The sequence below is a fragment of the Pollutimonas nitritireducens genome (genome assembly GCF_002849615.1).
GTDB classification, from domain to species: domain Bacteria; phylum Pseudomonadota; class Gammaproteobacteria; order Burkholderiales; family Burkholderiaceae_B; genus Pollutimonas; species Pollutimonas nitritireducens.
On the sequence record NZ_PDNV01000003.1, the window covers coordinates 320,441 to 338,607 of the forward strand.

An 18,167-nucleotide genomic window follows, 5' to 3' on the forward strand; every position below is an offset into this window, starting at 1 on the left:
AGTGCATCAATGATTGTTTCTCGACTCACCCCGTTGCTGGACGATGTCCAGGTATTGCGTTGCCGGTTCCAGGCAGGCACCGGTAGCGTGCTGCCCGACCATGCCCCGATACATTTCTTCCCAAGGCGTCTGGTTCACCAATTTCGGTTTCACCCAGGCTGCCCTTCTTGTTGCCAGCTCCTCGTCGGACACCAGCAGGTCCACGCGGCAGTTGTTCAAGTCGATACGGATCATGTCGCCGGTGTTGAGCAGGGCGAGACCGCCGCCGATTGCCGCCTCGGGTGTCACGTTGAGGATGGACGGACTGGCCGATGTGCCACTTTGCCGACCGTCACCCATAGTGGGCAAGGTTTCAATACCCCTGGAAATCAACGACGCCGGAGGCTGCATGTTTACCACTTCAGCCCCTCCCGGGTAGCCGATAGGCCCGCAATTGCGGATAACCAGCAACGTCATTTCGTCGACGCCGAGGTCCGGATTTTCGATCCGGTCATGATAGTCTTCGGGACCCTCAAAGACGACCGCCTTCAAATCGACAACGTTGGGATGCGCGGGATCCGATAAGAAGCGCGCCCGAAACTCCACATCGATGACGCTGATCTTGATGACAGCGCTATCAAACAGATTGCCGCTGAGCACGATATACCCTGCGTCGTCTAATAGGGGGCTTTGATATTCGCGAATGACGTCGCGGTCGGGTTCCTGAACGCCCTGCAGGTTCTCCTGTATGGATTTGCCGGTCACCGTAAGGGCAGCGCCGTTCAGCTTGCCCGCCAATAGCAGTTCCCTCATGACAGCGGGAACGCCGCCGGCGCGGTGAAAGGCCTCGCCAAGGTAACGCCCGGCCGGCTGGCAGTCGACCAGCAAGGGAATTTTGGGTCCCAGGCGCTGCCAGTCGTCTAGCGTATGGTCCACGCCCATGTGACGCGCAATGGCAATCATGTGGATGGGACAGTTCGAGGAGGCGCCCAGCGCCGCCGCGGCGACCACGGCATTCTCGAACGCTTCCTTGGTCATGATGTCCGACGGACGCAAATTTTCGTGCACCATGCCGACAATACGGCGACCGGTCTCATAGGACATCCAGCCACGCTCGCGATAAGGCCCAGGTATCGCCGCGCAACCTGGCAAGGACATGCCCAGCACTTCCGCCAGTGAATTCATGGACAGCGCGGTGCCCATCGTATTGCAGTGCCCAACAGAAGGCGCAGACGATGCGACGTTATTCATGAATTCGTCATAATCGATTTCACCGGCCGAGAAGCGCTTGCGCGCATCCCAGACCACGGTTCCGGATCCGGCCAGCTTTCCTTTCCACCAACCGTCCAGCATCGGTCCGCCCGATAGAACGATGGCCGGTATATTGACGGTGGCCGCCGCCATCAGGCAGGCGGGCGTCGTCTTGTCGCAACCGGTCGTCAGCACGACACCATCCAGGGGGTAGCCATGCAGGACCTCCACCAGGCCCAGGTAGGCCAGGTTTCTGTCCAGCGCCGCGGTCGGACGCTTGCCGGTTTCCTGGATAGGATGAACGGGAAACTCAAGAGGAATGCCGCCCATGTCCCGTATGCCGTCCCGAACCCGGGATGCCAGTTCTATATGGTGGCGATTGCAGGGAGATAAGTCTGATCCAGTTTGGGCAATCCCGATAATGGGCTTGCCCGATTGCAGTTCTTCCCGGGTGATTCCGTAATTCATATAGCGTTCGAGGTACAGGGCCGTCATCCCGGGATCCGACGGATTATCGAACCACCGGCGACTACGCAGCCGAGCACTGCCAGGTGTTGTCATGACAACATTCCCCTTGAGTAGATTTAAAAATAGTTGATGAGAATTACAGCGCCTGCGCTTTCTTGGCTTCGGCCATGATGGCGTCCACGGTCGGCGCTCCGATCTTGACCTTCAAGTCGGCAAGAATCGGAGTAAGGTCTTTGCGTATCTTTTCCTTTTCTTCCGATGAGAACTCGGATACTTTCACGCCCTTTTCCTTCAAGTAAGTGAGAGCGGCAATGGCAGCTTCACGGCTGATTTTGCGTTGGAACGCCTGGGATTCCTTGGCTGCCTGGCGAAGCACGCCCTGCTCATCGGCCGACAAGCCGTCCCACCACTTCTTCGAAGCCAGCAAAACGAACGGTGTATAGACATGGTTGGAAATCGTCAGGTAAGGCTGGACTTCGTAAAATTTGCTGGTCTGGATGGTGCTCAAGGGATTCTCCTGGCCATCGACGGTCTTGGTTTCGAGCGCCGTGAACAACTCGGTGAATGGCATTGGGATCGCGTTGGCACCCAATCCCTTGAATACGCTCAGCGCTACCTGGTTCTGCATCACCCGCAGCTTGATGCCATTAAGATCTTGCGCCGTATTAATAGCGAGGCGCGAGTTGGTGATATTGCGAAAACCGTTTTCCCAGTACAGCAGACCAATCAGTCCCTTGTCTGTCAATTTATCAAGCAGTTTCGTGCCTTCGGGCCCATCCAGGACATAATCAGCAACCTTTTCGTTGTCGAACAGGAAGGGCAAGTCGAACACGCCGAATTCCTTCACCATGCCTGCCAATGGAGCGGTTGACACGAATGTCATTTCCTGGGAGCCGCCGATCAAGGCATTTTGCATCTGTTCGTCCGAGCCCAACGAGCCGTTTCCGTAGGTCTTCACATTCATTTTTCCGCCGCTGAGGCGGCCGACCTGTTCGGCGAAATGACGCGTCGCCTTACCGGTCGGGCTGTCATCGGCCAGACCGTAACCGAAACGGATGATGCGGTTCTTGATGTCTTGTGCCATGACTGATTGGGCCGAAAGTCCCAAGGCGGCGACGGCGGTAAAGCCGACCACCATATTTTTAAAACTGAACGATTTTTTCAACGACAACATGGTTTCCACCCTTTTTAATTGATTTGGTACTAGTAAAACCAGCGCAACGGGGCCAATACTATTTCTGGAAACACAACCAGCATTGCGATCAGCCCTGTATACGCCAAAACATATGGCCATACACCTTTTATGATGTCTTCCATTTTGATCTTAGCGACGCCACACACCACGTTCAGGACAGTACCCACCGGCGGCGTCAACAAGCCGGTACATCCCACCAATATGAAAATCACGCCAAAATAGGTCGGGTCGATTCCCGCCTGCTTGATCACCGGCATAAGCACCGGCGCCAGGATCAGGATGGTCGGCGTCAAGTCCATGGCCGTCCCGATGAGAGTAAGCAGGATCACAATACTGAACATCAGCAACATCGGAGAATCGATCAACGGACCGAGCATGCCGATGAGCGCCTGCGGAAGATCGGCCAGCGTAATCATGTACGAGGTCACCAATGCGGCAGCCACCAGGAACATGACAATGGCCGTGGTCATCGCCGCATTGATCAGCAATGGATACAAGCTCTTGACGGTGATTTCCTTGTAGATCACCATCCCGACAAACAGCGCGTAGACTGCGGCGACAGCAGCCGCTTCGGTGGGAGTGAAGATGCCGAAACGCAAGCCGCCAATAATGATGACTGGCAGGAACAAGGCCCAACCCGCATCCTTGAATGTCTTTGCGCGAAGGTGCCAGGGTTCTTTGGGTGATGACTGTATGGTTTTCGAACGCGACGAAATGAACGCCCAAACCAAAACCAGGGTAAGCCCCATCAACAGGCCTGGGACAATACCGGCAATGAACAACTTGGTCACTGATACATTCGCCGCAACCCCAAAAATAATAAAAGAGATAGATGGCGGAATGATGGGAGCAATAATGCCGCCCGCCGCGATAAGGCCGGTAGCCTGATTCATGTCGTAGCCGCGGTCACGGAGCATGGGCACCAGCATGGCGGCCAACGCCGCCGCATCGGCAACAGCCGATCCCGAAAGTGCTGCCAATAGGATGCTGGCCATGATGGCCACATAGCCCAGTCCGCCCTTGATATGTCCAACAAACGCGCTGGCCAATGCGACCATGCGGCGCGACATGCCACCCGCGTTCATCGCCTCGCCCGCGAGCATGAAAAGAGGCACGGCCATCAGGGCAAAACTGTCGGCGCCGGTGAGCATGTTCTGGGCCAGGATCTGGGCGTCGAAGAAGGACAAGTGAAACATCAGCGCGATGGCGCTGAGCAACAGCGCAAAGGCAATGGGCATGCCAAACGCCATGAAGCCGAGCAATGTACCCACAAAAATAAATACGGTCATAACACTCTATTGGTTTTGGTTAATGCAGATTCTGGACAGTAGCGCGGTATCAAATGTCTTCGACATAGTCGTAAGACGTCATGAACTTGCTTGCATTCCCGGGAGTGGCGGGCGCCCTGATGGCGACGTAGAGATCCGCAAGTATCATCAAGGCCATCGCGGTGGCACAAAACCAGACAGCTCCGCTAAAGACGGCAATAGGAACACCTGCCACCGGCGTCACTGTGCTGAGGCCGATTATGGTTTGCGCCCATCCACCGTCTATCAACAACCAAAGCACGGCCAGTATCAGCAATTGCCGCAGTATGTGGATGACTTTTTGCTGCTTCACGGGCAAGCGCACCATCAGCATATTGACCGCCAGATGCTGCTTGGCGCGAAAGGCAAGGACCGAGCCGATGAAAATCAGCCAGACGAAAGTCATGCGCGCCACTTCTTCGGAAATCATGATTCCGGAATTGAAGACATAACGCATGACGACATTGCCAAAAACCAGGATCAACATCAATAACAAGCTCATTGCCATGACGGCCGTCAGTACCCCATATAAGGCGTTTCCCATCCGCCTCGCCACTAGTGCTGTCGTGCTCTTATCATTCATCAACTTCAAATCTCCCGAACGGGGTTAACAAGCGAACATGGCCTGCAAGAGCGGCCTGGAAACAAGACATCAATGCTGTCTGGTGTTCCGTTGCGAGGATCAGGTCAGGGCATGTACTGACCGCCGTTTACTTCGATGATCTGGCCCGTCACATATGCTGACATTTCGTTGGACGCGAGGTATAAAAATGCCCCCACACACTCTTGGGCGGTGCCAAACCTACCCATTGGTATGGACGAGCGCATGCCCTCCAATTGCTCGGCCGTCGTGAATTTTTCGTGAAAGGGAGTCGTGATGACGCCTGGCGCGACCGCGTTGACACGGATTTGGTTGGGAATGAGCTCCTTGGCAAGGCCCTTGGTGATCGTGCTGACAAATCCCTTGGATCCGGCATACAAGCTGGAGCCCGGTCCGCCGCCATTGCGCGCGGCCACGCTGGTCAGATTGATGATGGATGACCCTTTCGGCATATGAGGCACGGCATAGCGGGTACACATCAGCACCGACCGCACATTCAGGTTCACGACATCATCGAACACGTCGTCACTCATCTGGACAATAGGGACCCGTTTGACCAAGGCGCCGGCATTGTTGATGAGCACGTCGATACGGCCGAATTTCGCAACAGCGGCGGCGATCAACCCCTCGCACTCGGCCGTGTGGTGCAGATCGCCCTGCACGGTTATGGCACGCTGCCCGGTGGCATCAATTCCGTCAGCCACTGCCTTTGCAGCGTGTGAGGACGAAAAGTAATGCACGACCACGCTGGCACCGTGACGCCCGAATTCCTGTGCGACGGCTGCACCGATACCCGTGGACGCGCCGGTGACGACGACCACTTTGTTCTTCAGGTCATTCATACTGCACCTTCCTTGCATCGTAAAACGATTTATAGAATTTGATGAACACGGGCGTCGCCCAGATCAAGATAGTGAAAATGCCCAGGGCACACGCAATGGGCCGGCTGAAGAACATCAGAAAATCGCCATCGGCCTTGATCATGGAAAACACGAAGTTCTCTTCAAGCATGCCGCCCAGCACCACGCCCAGCACCGCCGGGGCGATGGGAAAATCGTTCTCTTCCATGAAGTAGGCGAGCAGGCCCACGCACAGCATCACGACAACATCGAAAATACTGTTGTTGATGGCGAAGACACCTACGATGCAGAAGATCAGGATCAGGGGCATCAAAATATTCCGCGGAACATTCAGCACTGTTTTCGCTGCCTTGACAGCCAAGTATCCCAACGGAAGCATGATGATGTTCGCCAAAATGAACACCAGGAATACCGAATACATCTCAACCGGGCTGTTGGTGAATATCATCGGGCCTGGCGCCATGTTTTTCATGTAGAGCACTCCGATGACTATCGCGGTGATCGAGTCCCCGGGAATTCCGAATACCAAGGCGGGTATCCACGCCCCCGCAAGGGCCGAATTATTCGCAGCCCCGGCTTCGACGATGCCCTCAACGTGTCCGGTGCCGAATTTTTTCGGCTCTTTCGAAAAACGCTTGCTCACCCCATACGACATCCATGCCGCGATGTCGGCCCCGGCCCCAGGCAAGGCGCCCACAGCGGTGCCCAGCGTGCACCCCCGCAGGATGGACATGGGATACTTCTTGGTCAGCCCCCACATGCCAGTGAAGATATTGCCCACGCTGGCCTTGATTTCCACTCGCTTCTGCTCTGAATTCGTGGCATAGCGCAAGACTTCCGATATGGCGAACATGCCCACCATCATGGGCAGGAGCGTGACGCCATTGAGCAGGTCCTCGTTGCCGAACGTGAAGCGTGGGTATGCCGCGGGATTATTCATGCCTACGCAGGCCAGCAGCAAACCGATGAAAAGCGACACGAAACCCTTCAATGTGCTGGCGGGAGAAATGAAAATGGCACATGACAGGCCAAGTACCACCAGCCAGAAAAATTCGTAGGAAGAAAAATTAAGTGCAAAATCGGCCAGCGCGGGCGCAGCGGCAATAAGCACAATGGTGCCGAACAAGCCCCCGACAAACGAGAACACAATGCTGGCGCCCAAGGCCGTATCAGCCTGCCCTTTCTTTGTCATCGAGAAGGCTTCGTCGGTATAGGCCGCGGACGAAGGAGTGCCGGGGATGCGCAGAAGGCATCCCGGGATATCGCCGGATGTGATCGCCATGGCGGTTGCCGTCACCATCATTGCTATGGCTGGCACAGGATCCATGAAGAACGTGATCGGGACCAGCAATGCCACTGCCATCGTCGCGCTCAGACCCGGTACCGCACCCACAAACAGGCCGAATACGGCAGCAATAAAAATTACGCCAAGGACGAAGGGGTCGGTTACCTGATTGAATGCCGCGAGAAGATTCGTGTATTCCATGACGTCACCACGCCATCGTTTCAAGCAGGCCCCATGGCAAGGGCACCATGAGTATGCTGTAGAACATGAAGTGAATGATGAAAGAGCCGATGACTGCCACGGCTATGGCGATCGGCCATCGCACCTTGAAGGCCAGGAAAAGCACCAGCAGCACCAGGCCCGACGTAATGAGAAAGCCCAGAAACTCTGCCACGGCGAAATAGAAAAAAAGCGATGTCGGTATCAATAAAAAACGGAACACCGAAGCCCTATCCCGCAACCAGACGGGCACCATCATGGGCGTATCGGTTTTCCTGTTCTTTATGCCCTGAAGGATCAGCAGCCCGGAACATGCCAACATCCCGAGTGCGATGGCACGGGGAAACAACCCGGCACCAAAGTTCTGGCCAGGGATTGCCGGGAAAGAAAGCGCCATCAAGAATACGGCGATTGAGAAAATACCGAGTACCACGCCGACAAGGGCATCATTGATTTTCATTGTCGCTCACAGGAAAAGGAGGCGCCGGGTAGCGCAATACTCGCTCGCCGGCCCTTTTTTGGGGATGCTACGGGATCACTTTGCCGGCTCGCGGGCCATGCCGATTGCGGCAATGACCTCGCCGAAGTCTGCTTCCGACTTCTGCATGAAGGCACCAAAATCGGCCCCGCTGGCATAGCCGACCCCAAAGCCGCGCGTCTTCATGAATTCATTGAACTCTTTGCTTTGATTTATGTTCTTTAACGCCGTCACCATTTTTTGCGTTACGTCGTCAGGCAGTCCCTTGGGGCCTGCAATGCCGCGCCATACCCCAATTTCCCAGTCGCTTCCTATCGATTCTTTCAACGTTGGCACATCGGGATACAGAGGCTCGCGTTTCGCTGCCATGACGGCAAGAGGCCGAGCCTTGCCGGCATCGATCATGGACCTCGCCTCAGGCAGCGAAGTAGGCACGATGTCTATACCTCCTGCAGCTAATTCAAGCATGGCTGGCGCTGCACCGTTGGACGGAACAAACGGCACCGCCTTGGGATCGATATTGATATTCTTGAGCAGGCCCGCCAGGGCAATGTGCCATATGCCGCCTTGTCCGGTTCCCGATGCCTTCAGCTTGCCGGGATTGGCCTTGATGGCGTCGACCAGTTCGGCCATGGTCTTGTACGGCGACGTAGCGCTGACCGACACGGCCGCCGGATCGACATTCATCAAGGCAAGTGGTGTGTAATCGGCTGGAGCCAGCGTGGTGAGGCCCTGTTTCTTCATCATGGCTATTTCTACGGTCAGCATTCCGAGGGTGTAGCCGTCGGGCTTGGCCTTGGCGATGGCCGAGTGACCTACGACACCATTGCCGCCGGTACGATTGACGACGTTCACCGGTTGTCCAAGCTCTTTTTCAAGCTGAGCGGCAATGATGCGGGCCGTGGCATCTGTGCCGCCGCCTGCTCCCCAGGGCACAATCATGGTGATGGGTCTTTCGGGCCAGGCCGCGTGGGCAGTACTGACCACCAGTCCGGCAACAAGCGTCATGGCTGATTTAAACAGCAAGCTTTTTTTCATTTGTCTCTCTCCAGTCTTATATAAAAATAGTGATCTGTTTTCTGAAGCACATGCATAGTGTTTACCGCTACTTGCCCATTCTCTCCTTGCATTTTCACCATAAAGATATTGAGAAACCGGACTTTTTCAGTGCATCGTAATGCCGCTCAGGTGTCCGACGACACGATAAATGAGTCAGTACTTTCCCGAATACGCTTCTAATCCAGTAAGGCGGCGTCCCACGCATGGACGGATTGTTCCTGTTCCCCCAGACCCTGTATGCCCAGACGCATGACATCACCCGCTTTCAAGTACAGCGGCGGCTTCTGCCCAAGCCCGACACCGGGAGGCGTGCCGGTTGAAATCAAGTCGCCGGGATACAGCGTGGTGAATTGGCTGATGTAGTGAATCAGATAAGCCACATCGAAAATCATGGTCTTGGTGCTGCCGTCCTGGAAACGCTTGCCATTGATATCCAGCCACATGGCGAGGCTTTGAGGATCGGCGACTTCATCGGCAGTGACCAGCCACGGACCGACTGGGCCAAACGTGTCGCATCCCTTGCCCTTGTCCCAGGTTCCGCCACGCTCGATTTGGTATTCCCGCTCGGACACGTCATTGACGACGCAATATCCCGCGACATACTTGAGCGCATCAGCCAGGCTGACATAACGCGCCTTGGTTCCGATCACGACGCCCAGTTCCACTTCCCAGTCGGTCTTGACCGATCCCTTGGGAATGACGACAGCGTCGTTGGCTCCTGAAGGGCGCGACCATTTATTGAAAAGAATGGGCTCCTTGGGCACTTCGGCGCCGGTTTCCGCAGCGTGATCGCTATAGTTCAGCCCGACACAAATGAACTTGCCCAGACCCGAATAAGGCGTGCCAATGCGGCCGGGATTCTCGACCAGTGGCAGACTGGCAACGTCAATCCCCCGCAGGATTTTCAGCCGTTCAGGAGTCAGGCTTTCGGCAGTAATGTCGGATACCTTTCCAGACAGGTCACGGACCCTGCCCTGGTCATCCAGACAGCCAGGTTTTTCGTTTCCAACAGGCCCATATCGTAATAGCTTCATCACTTCTTCCTTTTAAACGGGTGAACTAGTTTGACCAGCCACCATCAATAATATGTGTCGTACCTGTTGTGAACGACGACTCGTCCGACGCGAGGTAGAGCGCAAGGGCTGCGATCTCCGGCGCCTTGCCGACGCGGCCTATGGGCTGGCGGGCAACGAACGCGGCGTGTATTTCCTGCTCTGTCTTGCCGTACTTGCTGGCCTGAGACGCGATGCGCCCTCTTAGGGATGGCGATTCGACTGTGCCGGGGCAAATGGCATTGCACCGTATGCCTTGCGAAACGAAATCGGCAGCCACGGCCTTGGTCAAGCCGATGACAGCGGCCTTGGTGGTGCCGTAGACAAAGCGGTTGGGCACGCCCTTTATGCTGGAAGCCGCGGACGACATATTGATGATGGAGGCTTGAGGACGCTGCAGCATGCCGGGAAGGAAAGCCCGGATCATGTGATACATGGCCGTCACATTCAAATCGAACGAAAAATTCCAGGCGTCCAGATCACAATCAAGAATTGTTCCGTCATCGACGTAGCCCGCGCAATTGAACAGGACATCGACGCTGCCAAGATCATCAGCCAACGCCTTGATCTGGTCCGGCTTGGTTACATCGAGGCGATGTACCTGACAACCTGCCAGGTCGCCGAGCAGGCCTTCGTTGATATCTGTTGCGATGACGTGTGCACCCTCGGCCGCAAACAGCTCGGCGGTTGCCCGCCCTATTCCCTGCCCCGCCGCGGTTACAAGCGCGACCTTCCCTGCTAAACGACCTGCCATTCTCTGCTCCAAATACACTACTAATCGGCAGGGCGGTTGAATCGCCCGCCCCTCACCGTCAATTGCTCGGCCCCACTGCTTATTTTCCGGCGCTCAAGACATTTTCCGGCAGCGGCGAACCATGATGCTTCTTGTAGATGTCGTTCAGCTTTCCATTTTTCAGATTGGTCCGAACCCAACCATCGACCCAGCCCTTCAGGTCGGTGCTCTTCTTATCCAGGCCTATACCCAGCATGGCGGTCGACAACAAGATCTTGGGCTCCATATTCCTGTCGGACGATTTCGTGTTGATGGCCTTGAGGAGTGGCGGAGCTGTGGCGAAAATATCACCCTGCCCACTTGCGACGGCGGTGATAGACGTCGCGTCATCATCGAACCGCAATATATTGGTGCCGGGAAGCGCCTGTTTGGTTATCGCTATGTCGTTCGTGGTCCCGCGCGTAGAGATCACCGTCTTTCCGACCAGATCTTCCAACGTCCTGATGTTCATGTCTTTCGGTGCTCCGACCACCGCCTGGATGGCGGCGTACGGCACTGAGAACGCGACTACCTTTTCCCTCTCCGGGGTGATGGAAAAGCTCGCGACAACCAGATCGGCCTTGTTCGTCAACAGGAATGGGACTCGGTTGGCACCCGTAGTAGGAACGATCTCGAGCGCAACACCGAGGTCGTTGGCAAGGAGCTCGGCCGTCTCGACGTCTGATCCGATGGGCTTGAGCGTGTTGTCCTTGGTGGCAAAAGGTGGGGCGCCAAGATCGATGGCGACACGAACCACCTTATTAGCCTTGATGGTATCCAGGTCATTGGCCTGCACCCCGGCAACGTTCAGCGCCAACACGCCGGCGAGGGCGCCGCATCGCAACGCGCTCGATACCGCAGTCTTTATACCGCTCTTTCCTGTGTTCATTGTTGCCTCTCCTGAAGGTTTTTTTCTACGTTATAAGCCGTTGCCCACGAACTCCTGCAATTCCCTGGTGGCCGGATTTTTAAGAATCTCGCCTGTACCTTCTTCCCATACCTGTCCCTGATGCATGAATACGATGCGACTGGCCAGTCGGTATGCGAACGCCATTTCGTGTGTCACGAGAACCATGGTCATGCCCTTGACAGCAAGCGCTTCGATGACCTTCAACACCTCGCCGGTCAGCTGGGGATCAAGCGCTGACGTGACCTCGTCAAACAGCATGAGCTGCGGATCCATGGCCAATGAGCGCGCAATGGCAACACGTTGCTGTTGGCCGCCCGAAAGTTGCTCGGGATACGCCTGGCGCTTCTCTGCCAGGCCCACTTGCACCAACGCGCGATCAGCCGCTTCGATAGCCTTCCGCCGGCTTAATTTCTTGACGTGAATCAGAGCAAGCGTGATGTTCTGCAATACCGTGAGATGCGGAAACAGGTTATAGCTTTGGAATACGATCCCGACGTTCTGACGCAGACTGCGCAAATTCACCGGCTTACGATCGAGCTTGTGGCCACAGACGGTTATCTCACCATCGTCCACCGTTTCGAGGTGGTCCATGCAGCGCAACGCCGTGCTTTTTCCGGATCCGCTTTGTCCGATGATGGCCAGGATCTCGCCCCTATTCACCGCAAGCGATATCCCTTTGAGCACGTGTTGATCGCCAAACCGCTTGTGCACGTTTTTGAGTTCAACCACGGGCGACATTCAGCCTCCTTTCCAGTTTCTGGCTCCACCGGGATAGCGGGTAACAGATGACGAAATACAAAAAGGCAGCGCAGCCGAAATACAGGAAGGGCTCGAACGTGGAGTTATTCAGGATTTTGGAGTTATAGGACAATTCGGCATACCCGATGACCAGGGATGCAATCGAAGTATTCTTGACTATCTGAACCATGAAGCCCACCGTTGGAGGAGTCGCGATACGCAAGGCTTGTGGCAAGATGACTCTGCTCATGCGTTGAATACGACTGAGGCCCAGGCATTCAGCCGCTTCCCATTGACTCCTGGCGACCGACTGTATGCAACCACGCCATATCTCGCCGAAATACGCGCTTGATTGAATGGTGAGCGCCAAGGTGGCGGCAAACAGGGCCGGCACGCTGTCCATGCCCACTAGATTAGGCCCATAGAAACAGACACCCATGAGCACGAGCAAAGGCGTCCCTTGAATGAGCTGAATATAGGCCGACGCTATGCCGCGGATTACGCCGGACGTCGACACACGCGAAAGCGCCACCAGAAGCCCCAGCATGCCCGCAAATAAAAACGTCAGGCTCGACAACACCAACGTGCCCCAAGCACCCTGAATCAGATACTCGAACTGGTGCGTAGTCATTTGGCGGCGCTCTTCATAAGGGCGTACCCAGCTTGCGCCGACGCACGAATACGAGTTGAGCGACCAGCCAGAAAGCCAGGCGCACCATCGCAGACAAAGCCAGATAGACAACCCATAACACGATGAAAACTTCAAAATTGCGAAACGTATTGGCCTGGACCGAATTGGAAACACCAAAGAGCTCGTTGGCCCCTACCGCCGATAAAATGCTGGTGACGAGCATGAGAAGCACGTACTGGCTGGTCAACGCCGGGTAGACGCGTTCTATGGCGGGCCGAAGAATAATGTGCCAGTACACTTGTGCAGGCGACAGACCCAAGCATTCGGCCGCTTCACGCTGTCCCTTGTGAATGGAGTCTATCCCCGCACGAACGATTTCGCAGGTATAGGCGCCGATATTGATGACCAGCGCCAGCACCGCCCCAACCATAATGGGCAATCTCATGCCGACGCTGGCCATGCCGAATATCAGGAAGTAGCTTTGAATCAGCAACGGTGTATTGCGTATGATCTCGACGTAAGCGCCTACGCCCCGGCGCACCCAATTGGGGCCGCCGCTGCGCGCGATGGCACATAAGACGCCAATGACAAAGCCAGCAAGCGTCGCCCAGAAAGACATTTGAAGCGTGGTCCAAGCCCCGTCCAGAAACAGGGGCCAATAGGCCAGCACACTTTGAAAGTCGAACTCGTAGGTCAAGTCTATTCCTGCTCGATGAAGGGACTGGTCAGGCGGGAAACCTTCCTGGGGTCCAAATGACGTCGTCTCGAAATTTTATTTGTGAAATCATATTTCCTATCACTGCGGCTATCCTAAGCCACTTGTAAACTCAGATCAATGGAATAATCGCGCGTTTATGCTAGGGATTTCCCTCTGAATAGGCGTATTCCCTAGAATTCGCTCCAACGCTCACTAAAAGCACGATCAAGTTCAAATTCGTATATAAAATATGTTTTTTTATATGAAAGACTTTGCGTGAGCGATACGCTATGAATACTATGTCATCGGACGACACGCCGGACACAACCAGGCAACCAGCGGATAAGGCCACGCGTTATGCGGCCCCGGCGCTCGAGAAAGGGCTCGATATTCTTGAGGCGCTAAGTCAGACCGCAGACGGCTATACGCTCAATGAGCTGTGCCAGACGCTGGGACGCAATGTGAACGAGCTTTTTCGCATGGTGGTTACCTTGCAACGGCGCGGATTCATTCAGGCTGATCAGAACGACCGCTATACCCTGACACTGAAAATGTTTCAACTGGCGCATCGCCAGCAACCGATAAAATCACTCGTCAGCGCCTCGCTGCCACTGCTGCATGAGCTGGCCGAGCGTGCGCGGCAATCCTGCCACTTGTCTATTTTCCAGAATGGGCGTGTGGTCGTCATTGCCCAGGTCGATAGTCCCGAGCGCTGGTCTTTCGGGCTCAAAATAGGCGTGGTAATGGGCTTGACCGACACATCGTCGGGCCATGTTTTGCTGGCCTACCAGGACGAAATAGAACGTACCCGCATGCTAAGCAGCCATATCAGAGTGGAAGGTGAACTCAATATGGATCCGGGCCAGTTGTTTGCCCTGCTCAAGGAGGTGCGCGCCAAAGGCTATGCATCCATGCCCAGTATCCAGATTGACGGCATTACGAATATTGCATTCCCTGTGCGCAGCATAGGAGGTCGTGTGGTGGCTGCGATCAATGTTCCACATATTGCCAGGATCGACGGCACACCCCGACCCAACATCGAGCAAATCAAGGAGATCATGGGCAATGTCTGCACGCGGCTATCCACACGCATAGGTTTTGATCCTTATTGGGTCGAGCCGGATTAGCGGCAGTCGTTGCTGTCGTTGACCGCCTGATGCTTGCGTTGAACGTCATAGGCCGTAAGTACCGCGTGGCACACCAGGTCCAGGGTCGGGCGAACGTCGCCTGCCTTGTCCTGATAGACCTTGGGCGTTAGGCTGCCCGACATCGCCACCGAATCGCCATCATCCAGGGCCAGGAGCGCAGTCTGCACCCTTTCATCGAAAGCAATGACGTTGCATAACAGCGTGTCGCCATTGCCCGCCATTACTTTTACTTTCGCCGTTGTGTAGCTTTCGCCCGTCTTTCCCGTACCTTGCTTGGGCGCGCCGTAAAGCCTGCCTGCCGTGAGTGCGTCGATCATTTACTTTGCTTCCATCCATGAATAGCTGGCCAAATTTGGCTGGGTCCATCGTCAGAAGCTATTAGAATCCATTTGCGGCTGGCTTGCATACGCCAGCGCATATCAACGGAAACGTACCCACCGGTGCTCCAGTCGTTTCGCAAGCGGCCCCTGAGGAGGTGAAGATGAATCGGACGACCCGCATATGGGCCCTGTCAGGAGCGGCCGCAGTCTCTGTAGGCTTTACACGTTTCGGCTATGCCCTCATTCTGCCGGCCATGCAGACTGATCTGAAGTTGAACTATGCGCAGGCTGGGTGGCTGAATACCGCAAACTCCCTCGGTTACTTACTGGGAGCCCTGCTGACCATCTTGGTCGTCGCCCGGCTCGGGAATCGATTCCTGTTTGCCAGCGGCTTGGTCGTGACTACTTCCTCACTGTTAGCCACCGGCATGACATACGACTTCGAGTGGCTCACGCTCTATCGTTTCCTCGCAGGGTTTGGCGCCGCCGGCGCTTTCATCTGCGGCGGAGTGCTTTCAGGCGTGCTGGGGACTCGCGCCATCGTCATTTTCTTCAGTGGCGGAGGATTGGGAATGCTGCTGACAGGCGCCGTTCTCCCCTGGCTGTTCTACGACACGGGCGCAGACGCCTGGCCTTGGGCCTGGCTTGTCATCGGTGCCATCTGCATCCCCTTGTCGTTCGCCGCCATCGCGGCTTCCGCCAGGATTCAGGAACCGTCCTTGCCGACCCAGTCGGCAAGCTGGACTTGGCGGCTGTGCATTGTTGAATTCACCGCCTATTTCTTTTTCGGCTTGGGCTACATCGCCTACATGACATTCATAATTGCATGGGTCAAGCATCAAACAACAGATCCATCACGCCTGGCCAGCATTACTTCAATAATGTGGATACTCCTTGGCGCAATGACCCTGGTCGCCCCTGTCATCTGGCGCAAGGTGTTCAACGGGCGTCGGGACGGCATGCCTATGGCCCTGGCTCTTCTCGTACTGGCATGCGGCGCGGCGCTTCCCTTGCTGGTGCCCAACCTGATCGGCATCTGGCTTTCCGCACTGATGGTAGGCGCCAGTGTGTTCATGGTCCCTTCTGCAGTCACAGGTTTTGTCAAAACAAATCTGCCCGCGCCTGCGTGGGGCAATGCATTGGCGGTCGCCACGAGCCTTTTTGCCCTGGGACAAGCGATCGGACCCGTAGTCTGCGGTTGGATCAGTGACTTGACCGGCTCGCTGTCGAGTGGTCTTGCCGCCTCGGCCGGTCTGCTGTTTCTGGCGGCGGTCCTTGCCTTTTGCCAGAGGCCTCTGTCGCCCATGGCGGCTGGCAGGTCAGACTACACCCGCTCCACAAGATGAAGTTCAAGATCGTTCCCCGAATTGCATTGCCCGCTAAGGGACCACCGATGCCATTCTGTCGCGACAGCTCGCTGATCGAAGACGAGCACATACCCCAGGCAACTGACTTCGCCTGACTCTCCGCCGGCGGTAATCTCGGTAATAAAAGCGAGCCTGCCCCCCTGGGTCCGGTATATGCCGATTCCGTTCACGATCTGCGGGGAATTCAAGGGAACACCTTCCTTTGCTGGCTGGCAAGGGTGAACAATCAGGATTTGTATCTCTCAGGACATGGTTGTGATCGTGAATAAAACGCCAGACACCGTCAATGGGCCGTTTAGCTTCCCACTAATTTCGACCTCTTGAAATTTCCGCAACCGCACTTATATCGCTAGCAGGCGGGTAGCCAGTTCTCCCGTTTCATTTACAAGGAGGTTACGTCGATGAGAAATTCTTATTTGCAAACCGACCTCTCGAGCGAATTTGATCGCTTGCAGCAGCAAGTGGCGTCGCTATTTGGGGGCCTTCCTTCAAGCCTGCGTTCGGATCGCTATGGGTCCTTCCCTAAGCTCAACGTAGGTACCACTGACGATGCTATCGAGATCGTCGCTTTCGTCCCTGGCGTGAAGTCCGATCAGCTGGATGTTTCGATCGATAAAGGTCTATTGACCATCAGCGGACAGCGTGAGGCCTCGTTCACCAAGGAAGACGGCGATGACGCCCGGCGCTATGCCCAGGAACGGTACGCCGGTTCATTCCGTCGCACCATCGAGCTTCCCCCGAATGCCAACCCCGATCAGGTGACTGCTCGATGCACCAATGGCTGCCTCATGGTGACGATTGCAAAACATGAGGCGTCCAAGCCCCGGGCGATCACGGTTCAATGAACATGGAGGACGCATCATGAACGATACCAGCAGCAACGCTTTGCAGCGCAATGAAGGTCAGGTCGCCGCTCGCAAGAATGAGCAAGCGGCTCAGCCACTGACGCGTACGCCCGCTGTGGACGTGGAGGAAAACAGTCAGGGCATAACTCTGTGGCTGGATATGCCGGCTGTACCGAAAGAAAAATTGGAAATAGAAGTCCACGATGACAATCTTCGCATTCAAGGTGAAGCCGTCGTCCCGACACCTGGAAATCTCCAACTCCAATACGCCGAAGTCCGGGAATCGCGCTTTGCCCGCACGTTTACCCTGGCGCCCGATCTCGATACGTCGCGTATCGATGCAAATTTACAGGACGGCGTATTACGGATAACTATTCCGCGACGTGAGGAAGCGCGGCCCCGACGTATCGAAGTACAAGCCAGTTGAGTCCACAGCTCATAGGCACGTTAAGGGCCCTCCTCGTTGGAGGGCCATTTTTTTCGGGATCATGGCCAATACCGAGTTCCAAGTGCGACCAATTGTCGCCATTGGAATCCAAGAACGACACTCCTTTGGTCCCCGGGGAAACAGCGGGTTGGATATAAAACAGGGAGCCGACCTCGCCCAAACATAAGCAAAGGTGGCGCAGTGCGCCACATTTGCCATCGAGCCGGGACATCGATTACTTGATTTTATTTTTGGGCGTCTCTTGCCGCGCCTTGTAGCTTGTCGCCGGCCTTCTCGATTTGGGCGCCGGCATTGCTGATGGACTGGTCAACTGCTTTTCCGGCTTTTTCGGCCGGGCCTTCCTTAGGCTGGCACCCGGCCAGCGCCAGCGACAACATACCCATCACAATTACGGCACTGCTCTTGCTCTTGATCATTCTTTTCTCTTTCAACTCGTTAATTGGTTCGTATCCGGCTACATGCCGCAAGCAGCGAACGCGTACCTGGCCGTCGTTGCAGGGCACATTGAAACACATCGCGCAACATCCCATCCGGGCC

21 protein-coding genes are annotated in these 18,167 nt (G+C 55.7%); 4 read left to right on the forward strand and 17 right to left on the reverse strand.

The window, feature by feature from the left end:
• Nucleotides 1–6 precede the first annotated feature (6 nt).
• The 14 genes from CR155_RS05975 to CR155_RS06040 form a co-directional block, all read right to left on the reverse strand.
• Nucleotides 7–1,791, reverse strand: a complete 1,785-nt coding sequence (locus CR155_RS05975) for an IlvD/Edd family dehydratase (protein WP_102069074.1) — start codon at nt 1,789–1,791, stop codon at nt 7–9.
• Nucleotides 1,792–1,834: 43 nt separating this feature from the next.
• Nucleotides 1,835–2,872: a TRAP transporter substrate-binding protein gene (locus CR155_RS05980; protein ID WP_439650419.1), complete on the reverse strand. Its 1,038-nt coding sequence runs from the start codon at nt 2,870–2,872 to the stop codon at nt 1,835–1,837.
• 29 nt (nt 2,873–2,901) lie between these two features.
• Nucleotides 2,902–4,182, reverse strand: a complete 1,281-nt coding sequence (locus CR155_RS05985) for a TRAP transporter large permease subunit (protein WP_102069075.1) — start codon at nt 4,180–4,182, stop codon at nt 2,902–2,904.
• A 49-nt stretch (nt 4,183–4,231) separates the two neighbouring features.
• Nucleotides 4,232–4,783: a TRAP transporter small permease gene (locus CR155_RS05990; RefSeq protein WP_233213936.1), complete on the reverse strand. Its 552-nt coding sequence runs from the start codon at nt 4,781–4,783 to the stop codon at nt 4,232–4,234.
• Nucleotides 4,784–4,887: 104 nt separating this feature from the next.
• Nucleotides 4,888–5,643: an SDR family NAD(P)-dependent oxidoreductase gene (locus CR155_RS05995; protein WP_102069077.1), complete on the reverse strand. Its 756-nt coding sequence runs from the start codon at nt 5,641–5,643 to the stop codon at nt 4,888–4,890.
• Nucleotides 5,636–7,147 (reverse strand): tripartite tricarboxylate transporter permease, encoded by a 1,512-nt coding sequence (locus CR155_RS06000; protein WP_102069078.1) that lies wholly within the window; start codon nt 7,145–7,147, stop codon nt 5,636–5,638. The genes CR155_RS05995 and CR155_RS06000 overlap by 8 nt, the downstream gene beginning before the upstream one ends.
• 4 nt (nt 7,148–7,151) lie before the next feature.
• On the reverse strand, nt 7,152–7,625 hold the full coding sequence (locus CR155_RS06005; protein ID WP_102069079.1) for a tripartite tricarboxylate transporter TctB family protein: 474 nt from the start codon (nt 7,623–7,625) through the stop codon (nt 7,152–7,154).
• Between the two features lie 75 nt (nt 7,626–7,700).
• Nucleotides 7,701–8,681 carry a tripartite tricarboxylate transporter substrate binding protein gene (locus tag CR155_RS06010; RefSeq protein WP_102069080.1) on the reverse strand — a complete coding sequence of 327 codons (981 nt, stop codon included), beginning with the start codon at nt 8,679–8,681 and terminating at the stop codon, nt 7,701–7,703.
• A gap of 197 nt (nt 8,682–8,878) precedes the next feature.
• On the reverse strand, nt 8,879–9,736 hold the full coding sequence (locus CR155_RS06015) for a fumarylacetoacetate hydrolase family protein (protein WP_102069081.1): 858 nt from the start codon (nt 9,734–9,736) through the stop codon (nt 8,879–8,881).
• Between the two features lie 25 nt (nt 9,737–9,761).
• Nucleotides 9,762–10,508, reverse strand: coding sequence for an SDR family oxidoreductase (locus CR155_RS06020; RefSeq protein ID WP_102069082.1), 747 nt, complete (start codon nt 10,506–10,508; stop codon nt 9,762–9,764).
• 79 nt (nt 10,509–10,587) lie between these two features.
• Nucleotides 10,588–11,415 carry a transporter substrate-binding domain-containing protein gene (locus CR155_RS06025; protein ID WP_102069083.1) on the reverse strand — a complete coding sequence of 276 codons (828 nt, stop codon included), beginning with the start codon at nt 11,413–11,415 and terminating at the stop codon, nt 10,588–10,590.
• Between the two features lie 30 nt (nt 11,416–11,445).
• On the reverse strand, nt 11,446–12,174 hold the full coding sequence (locus CR155_RS06030; protein WP_102069084.1) for an amino acid ABC transporter ATP-binding protein: 729 nt from the start codon (nt 12,172–12,174) through the stop codon (nt 11,446–11,448).
• Nucleotides 12,158–12,805, reverse strand: coding sequence for an amino acid ABC transporter permease (locus CR155_RS06035; RefSeq protein WP_102069085.1), 648 nt, complete (start codon nt 12,803–12,805; stop codon nt 12,158–12,160). The genes CR155_RS06030 and CR155_RS06035 overlap by 17 nt, the downstream gene beginning before the upstream one ends.
• Nucleotides 12,806–12,818: 13 nt before the next feature.
• Nucleotides 12,819–13,502, reverse strand: a complete 684-nt coding sequence (locus CR155_RS06040; RefSeq protein ID WP_102069086.1) for an amino acid ABC transporter permease — start codon at nt 13,500–13,502, stop codon at nt 12,819–12,821.
• Nucleotides 13,503–13,792: 290 nt separating this feature from the next.
• On the opposite strand from CR155_RS06040, the gene CR155_RS06045 reads away from it, so the two are divergent.
• Nucleotides 13,793–14,629 (forward strand): IclR family transcriptional regulator, encoded by an 837-nt coding sequence (locus tag CR155_RS06045; RefSeq protein ID WP_102069087.1) that lies wholly within the window; start codon nt 13,793–13,795, stop codon nt 14,627–14,629.
• Here CR155_RS06045 and CR155_RS06050 read toward each other — a convergent pair.
• On the reverse strand, nt 14,626–14,967 hold the full coding sequence (locus CR155_RS06050; RefSeq protein WP_102069088.1) for a single-stranded DNA-binding protein: 342 nt from the start codon (nt 14,965–14,967) through the stop codon (nt 14,626–14,628). The genes CR155_RS06045 and CR155_RS06050 overlap by 4 nt on opposite strands.
• 164 nt (nt 14,968–15,131) lie before the next feature.
• On the opposite strand from CR155_RS06050, the gene CR155_RS06055 reads away from it, so the two are divergent.
• Nucleotides 15,132–16,316 (forward strand): YbfB/YjiJ family MFS transporter, encoded by a 1,185-nt coding sequence (locus CR155_RS06055; protein WP_102069089.1) that lies wholly within the window; start codon nt 15,132–15,134, stop codon nt 16,314–16,316.
• Here the strand turns inward: CR155_RS06055 and CR155_RS20655 are convergent.
• Nucleotides 16,295–16,525, reverse strand: coding sequence for a hypothetical protein (locus CR155_RS20655; protein WP_143705184.1), 231 nt, complete (start codon nt 16,523–16,525; stop codon nt 16,295–16,297). The two genes, CR155_RS06055 and CR155_RS20655, sit on opposite strands and share 22 nt — an antisense overlap.
• Before the next feature lie 213 nt (nt 16,526–16,738).
• On the opposite strand from CR155_RS20655, the gene CR155_RS06060 reads away from it, so the two are divergent.
• Both CR155_RS06060 and CR155_RS06065 read left to right on the forward strand, forming a co-directional pair.
• A complete protein-coding gene (locus CR155_RS06060) occupies nt 16,739–17,182 on the forward strand; it encodes an Hsp20/alpha crystallin family protein (RefSeq protein ID WP_102069090.1) in 444 nt (147 codons plus the stop codon).
• 16 nt (nt 17,183–17,198) lie between these two features.
• The gene (locus CR155_RS06065; RefSeq protein WP_102069091.1) at nt 17,199–17,609 is read left to right on the forward strand and encodes an Hsp20/alpha crystallin family protein; all 411 of its coding nucleotides are present in this window, start codon (nt 17,199–17,201) and stop codon (nt 17,607–17,609) included.
• A 245-nt stretch (nt 17,610–17,854) separates the two neighbouring features.
• Here the strand turns inward: CR155_RS06065 and CR155_RS06070 are convergent, their stop codons facing one another.
• Nucleotides 17,855–18,046, reverse strand: coding sequence for a hypothetical protein (locus tag CR155_RS06070; protein WP_102069092.1), 192 nt, complete (start codon nt 18,044–18,046; stop codon nt 17,855–17,857).
• Nucleotides 18,047–18,167 lie beyond the last annotated feature (121 nt).

Excerpts from the sequence above, each read along its gene's own strand:
- CR155_RS05975 (WP_102069074.1), bottom strand. The coding sequence starts at position 1,791 with ATGACAACACCTGGCAGTGCTCGGCTGCGTAGTCGCCGGTGGTTCGAT.
- CR155_RS05980 (WP_439650419.1), bottom strand. The coding sequence starts at position 2,872 with ATGTTGTCGTTGAAAAAATCGTTCAGTTTTAAAAATATGGTGGTCGGC.
- CR155_RS05985 (WP_102069075.1), bottom strand. The coding sequence starts at position 4,182 with ATGACCGTATTTATTTTTGTGGGTACATTGCTCGGCTTCATGGCGTTT.
- CR155_RS05990 (WP_233213936.1), bottom strand. The coding sequence starts at position 4,783 with ATGAATGATAAGAGCACGACAGCACTAGTGGCGAGGCGGATGGGAAAC.
- CR155_RS05995 (WP_102069077.1), bottom strand. The coding sequence starts at position 5,643 with ATGAATGACCTGAAGAACAAAGTGGTCGTCGTCACCGGCGCGTCCACG.
- CR155_RS06000 (WP_102069078.1), bottom strand. The coding sequence starts at position 7,147 with ATGGAATACACGAATCTTCTCGCGGCATTCAATCAGGTAACCGACCCC.
- CR155_RS06005 (WP_102069079.1), bottom strand. The coding sequence starts at position 7,625 with ATGAAAATCAATGATGCCCTTGTCGGCGTGGTACTCGGTATTTTCTCA.
- CR155_RS06010 (WP_102069080.1), bottom strand. The coding sequence starts at position 8,681 with ATGAAAAAAAGCTTGCTGTTTAAATCAGCCATGACGCTTGTTGCCGGA.
- CR155_RS06015 (WP_102069081.1), bottom strand. The coding sequence starts at position 9,736 with ATGAAGCTATTACGATATGGGCCTGTTGGAAACGAAAAACCTGGCTGT.
- CR155_RS06020 (WP_102069082.1), bottom strand. The coding sequence starts at position 10,508 with ATGGCAGGTCGTTTAGCAGGGAAGGTCGCGCTTGTAACCGCGGCGGGG.
- CR155_RS06025 (WP_102069083.1), bottom strand. The coding sequence starts at position 11,415 with ATGAACACAGGAAAGAGCGGTATAAAGACTGCGGTATCGAGCGCGTTG.
- CR155_RS06030 (WP_102069084.1), bottom strand. The coding sequence starts at position 12,174 with ATGTCGCCCGTGGTTGAACTCAAAAACGTGCACAAGCGGTTTGGCGAT.
- CR155_RS06035 (WP_102069085.1), bottom strand. The coding sequence starts at position 12,805 with ATGACTACGCACCAGTTCGAGTATCTGATTCAGGGTGCTTGGGGCACG.
- CR155_RS06045 (WP_102069087.1), top strand. The coding sequence starts at position 13,793 with ATGAATACTATGTCATCGGACGACACGCCGGACACAACCAGGCAACCA.
- CR155_RS06050 (WP_102069088.1), bottom strand. The coding sequence starts at position 14,967 with ATGATCGACGCACTCACGGCAGGCAGGCTTTACGGCGCGCCCAAGCAA.
- CR155_RS06055 (WP_102069089.1), top strand. The coding sequence starts at position 15,132 with ATGAATCGGACGACCCGCATATGGGCCCTGTCAGGAGCGGCCGCAGTC.
- CR155_RS06060 (WP_102069090.1), top strand. The coding sequence starts at position 16,739 with ATGAGAAATTCTTATTTGCAAACCGACCTCTCGAGCGAATTTGATCGC.
- CR155_RS06065 (WP_102069091.1), top strand. The coding sequence starts at position 17,199 with ATGAACGATACCAGCAGCAACGCTTTGCAGCGCAATGAAGGTCAGGTC.
- CR155_RS06070 (WP_102069092.1), bottom strand. The coding sequence starts at position 18,046 with ATGATCAAGAGCAAGAGCAGTGCCGTAATTGTGATGGGTATGTTGTCG.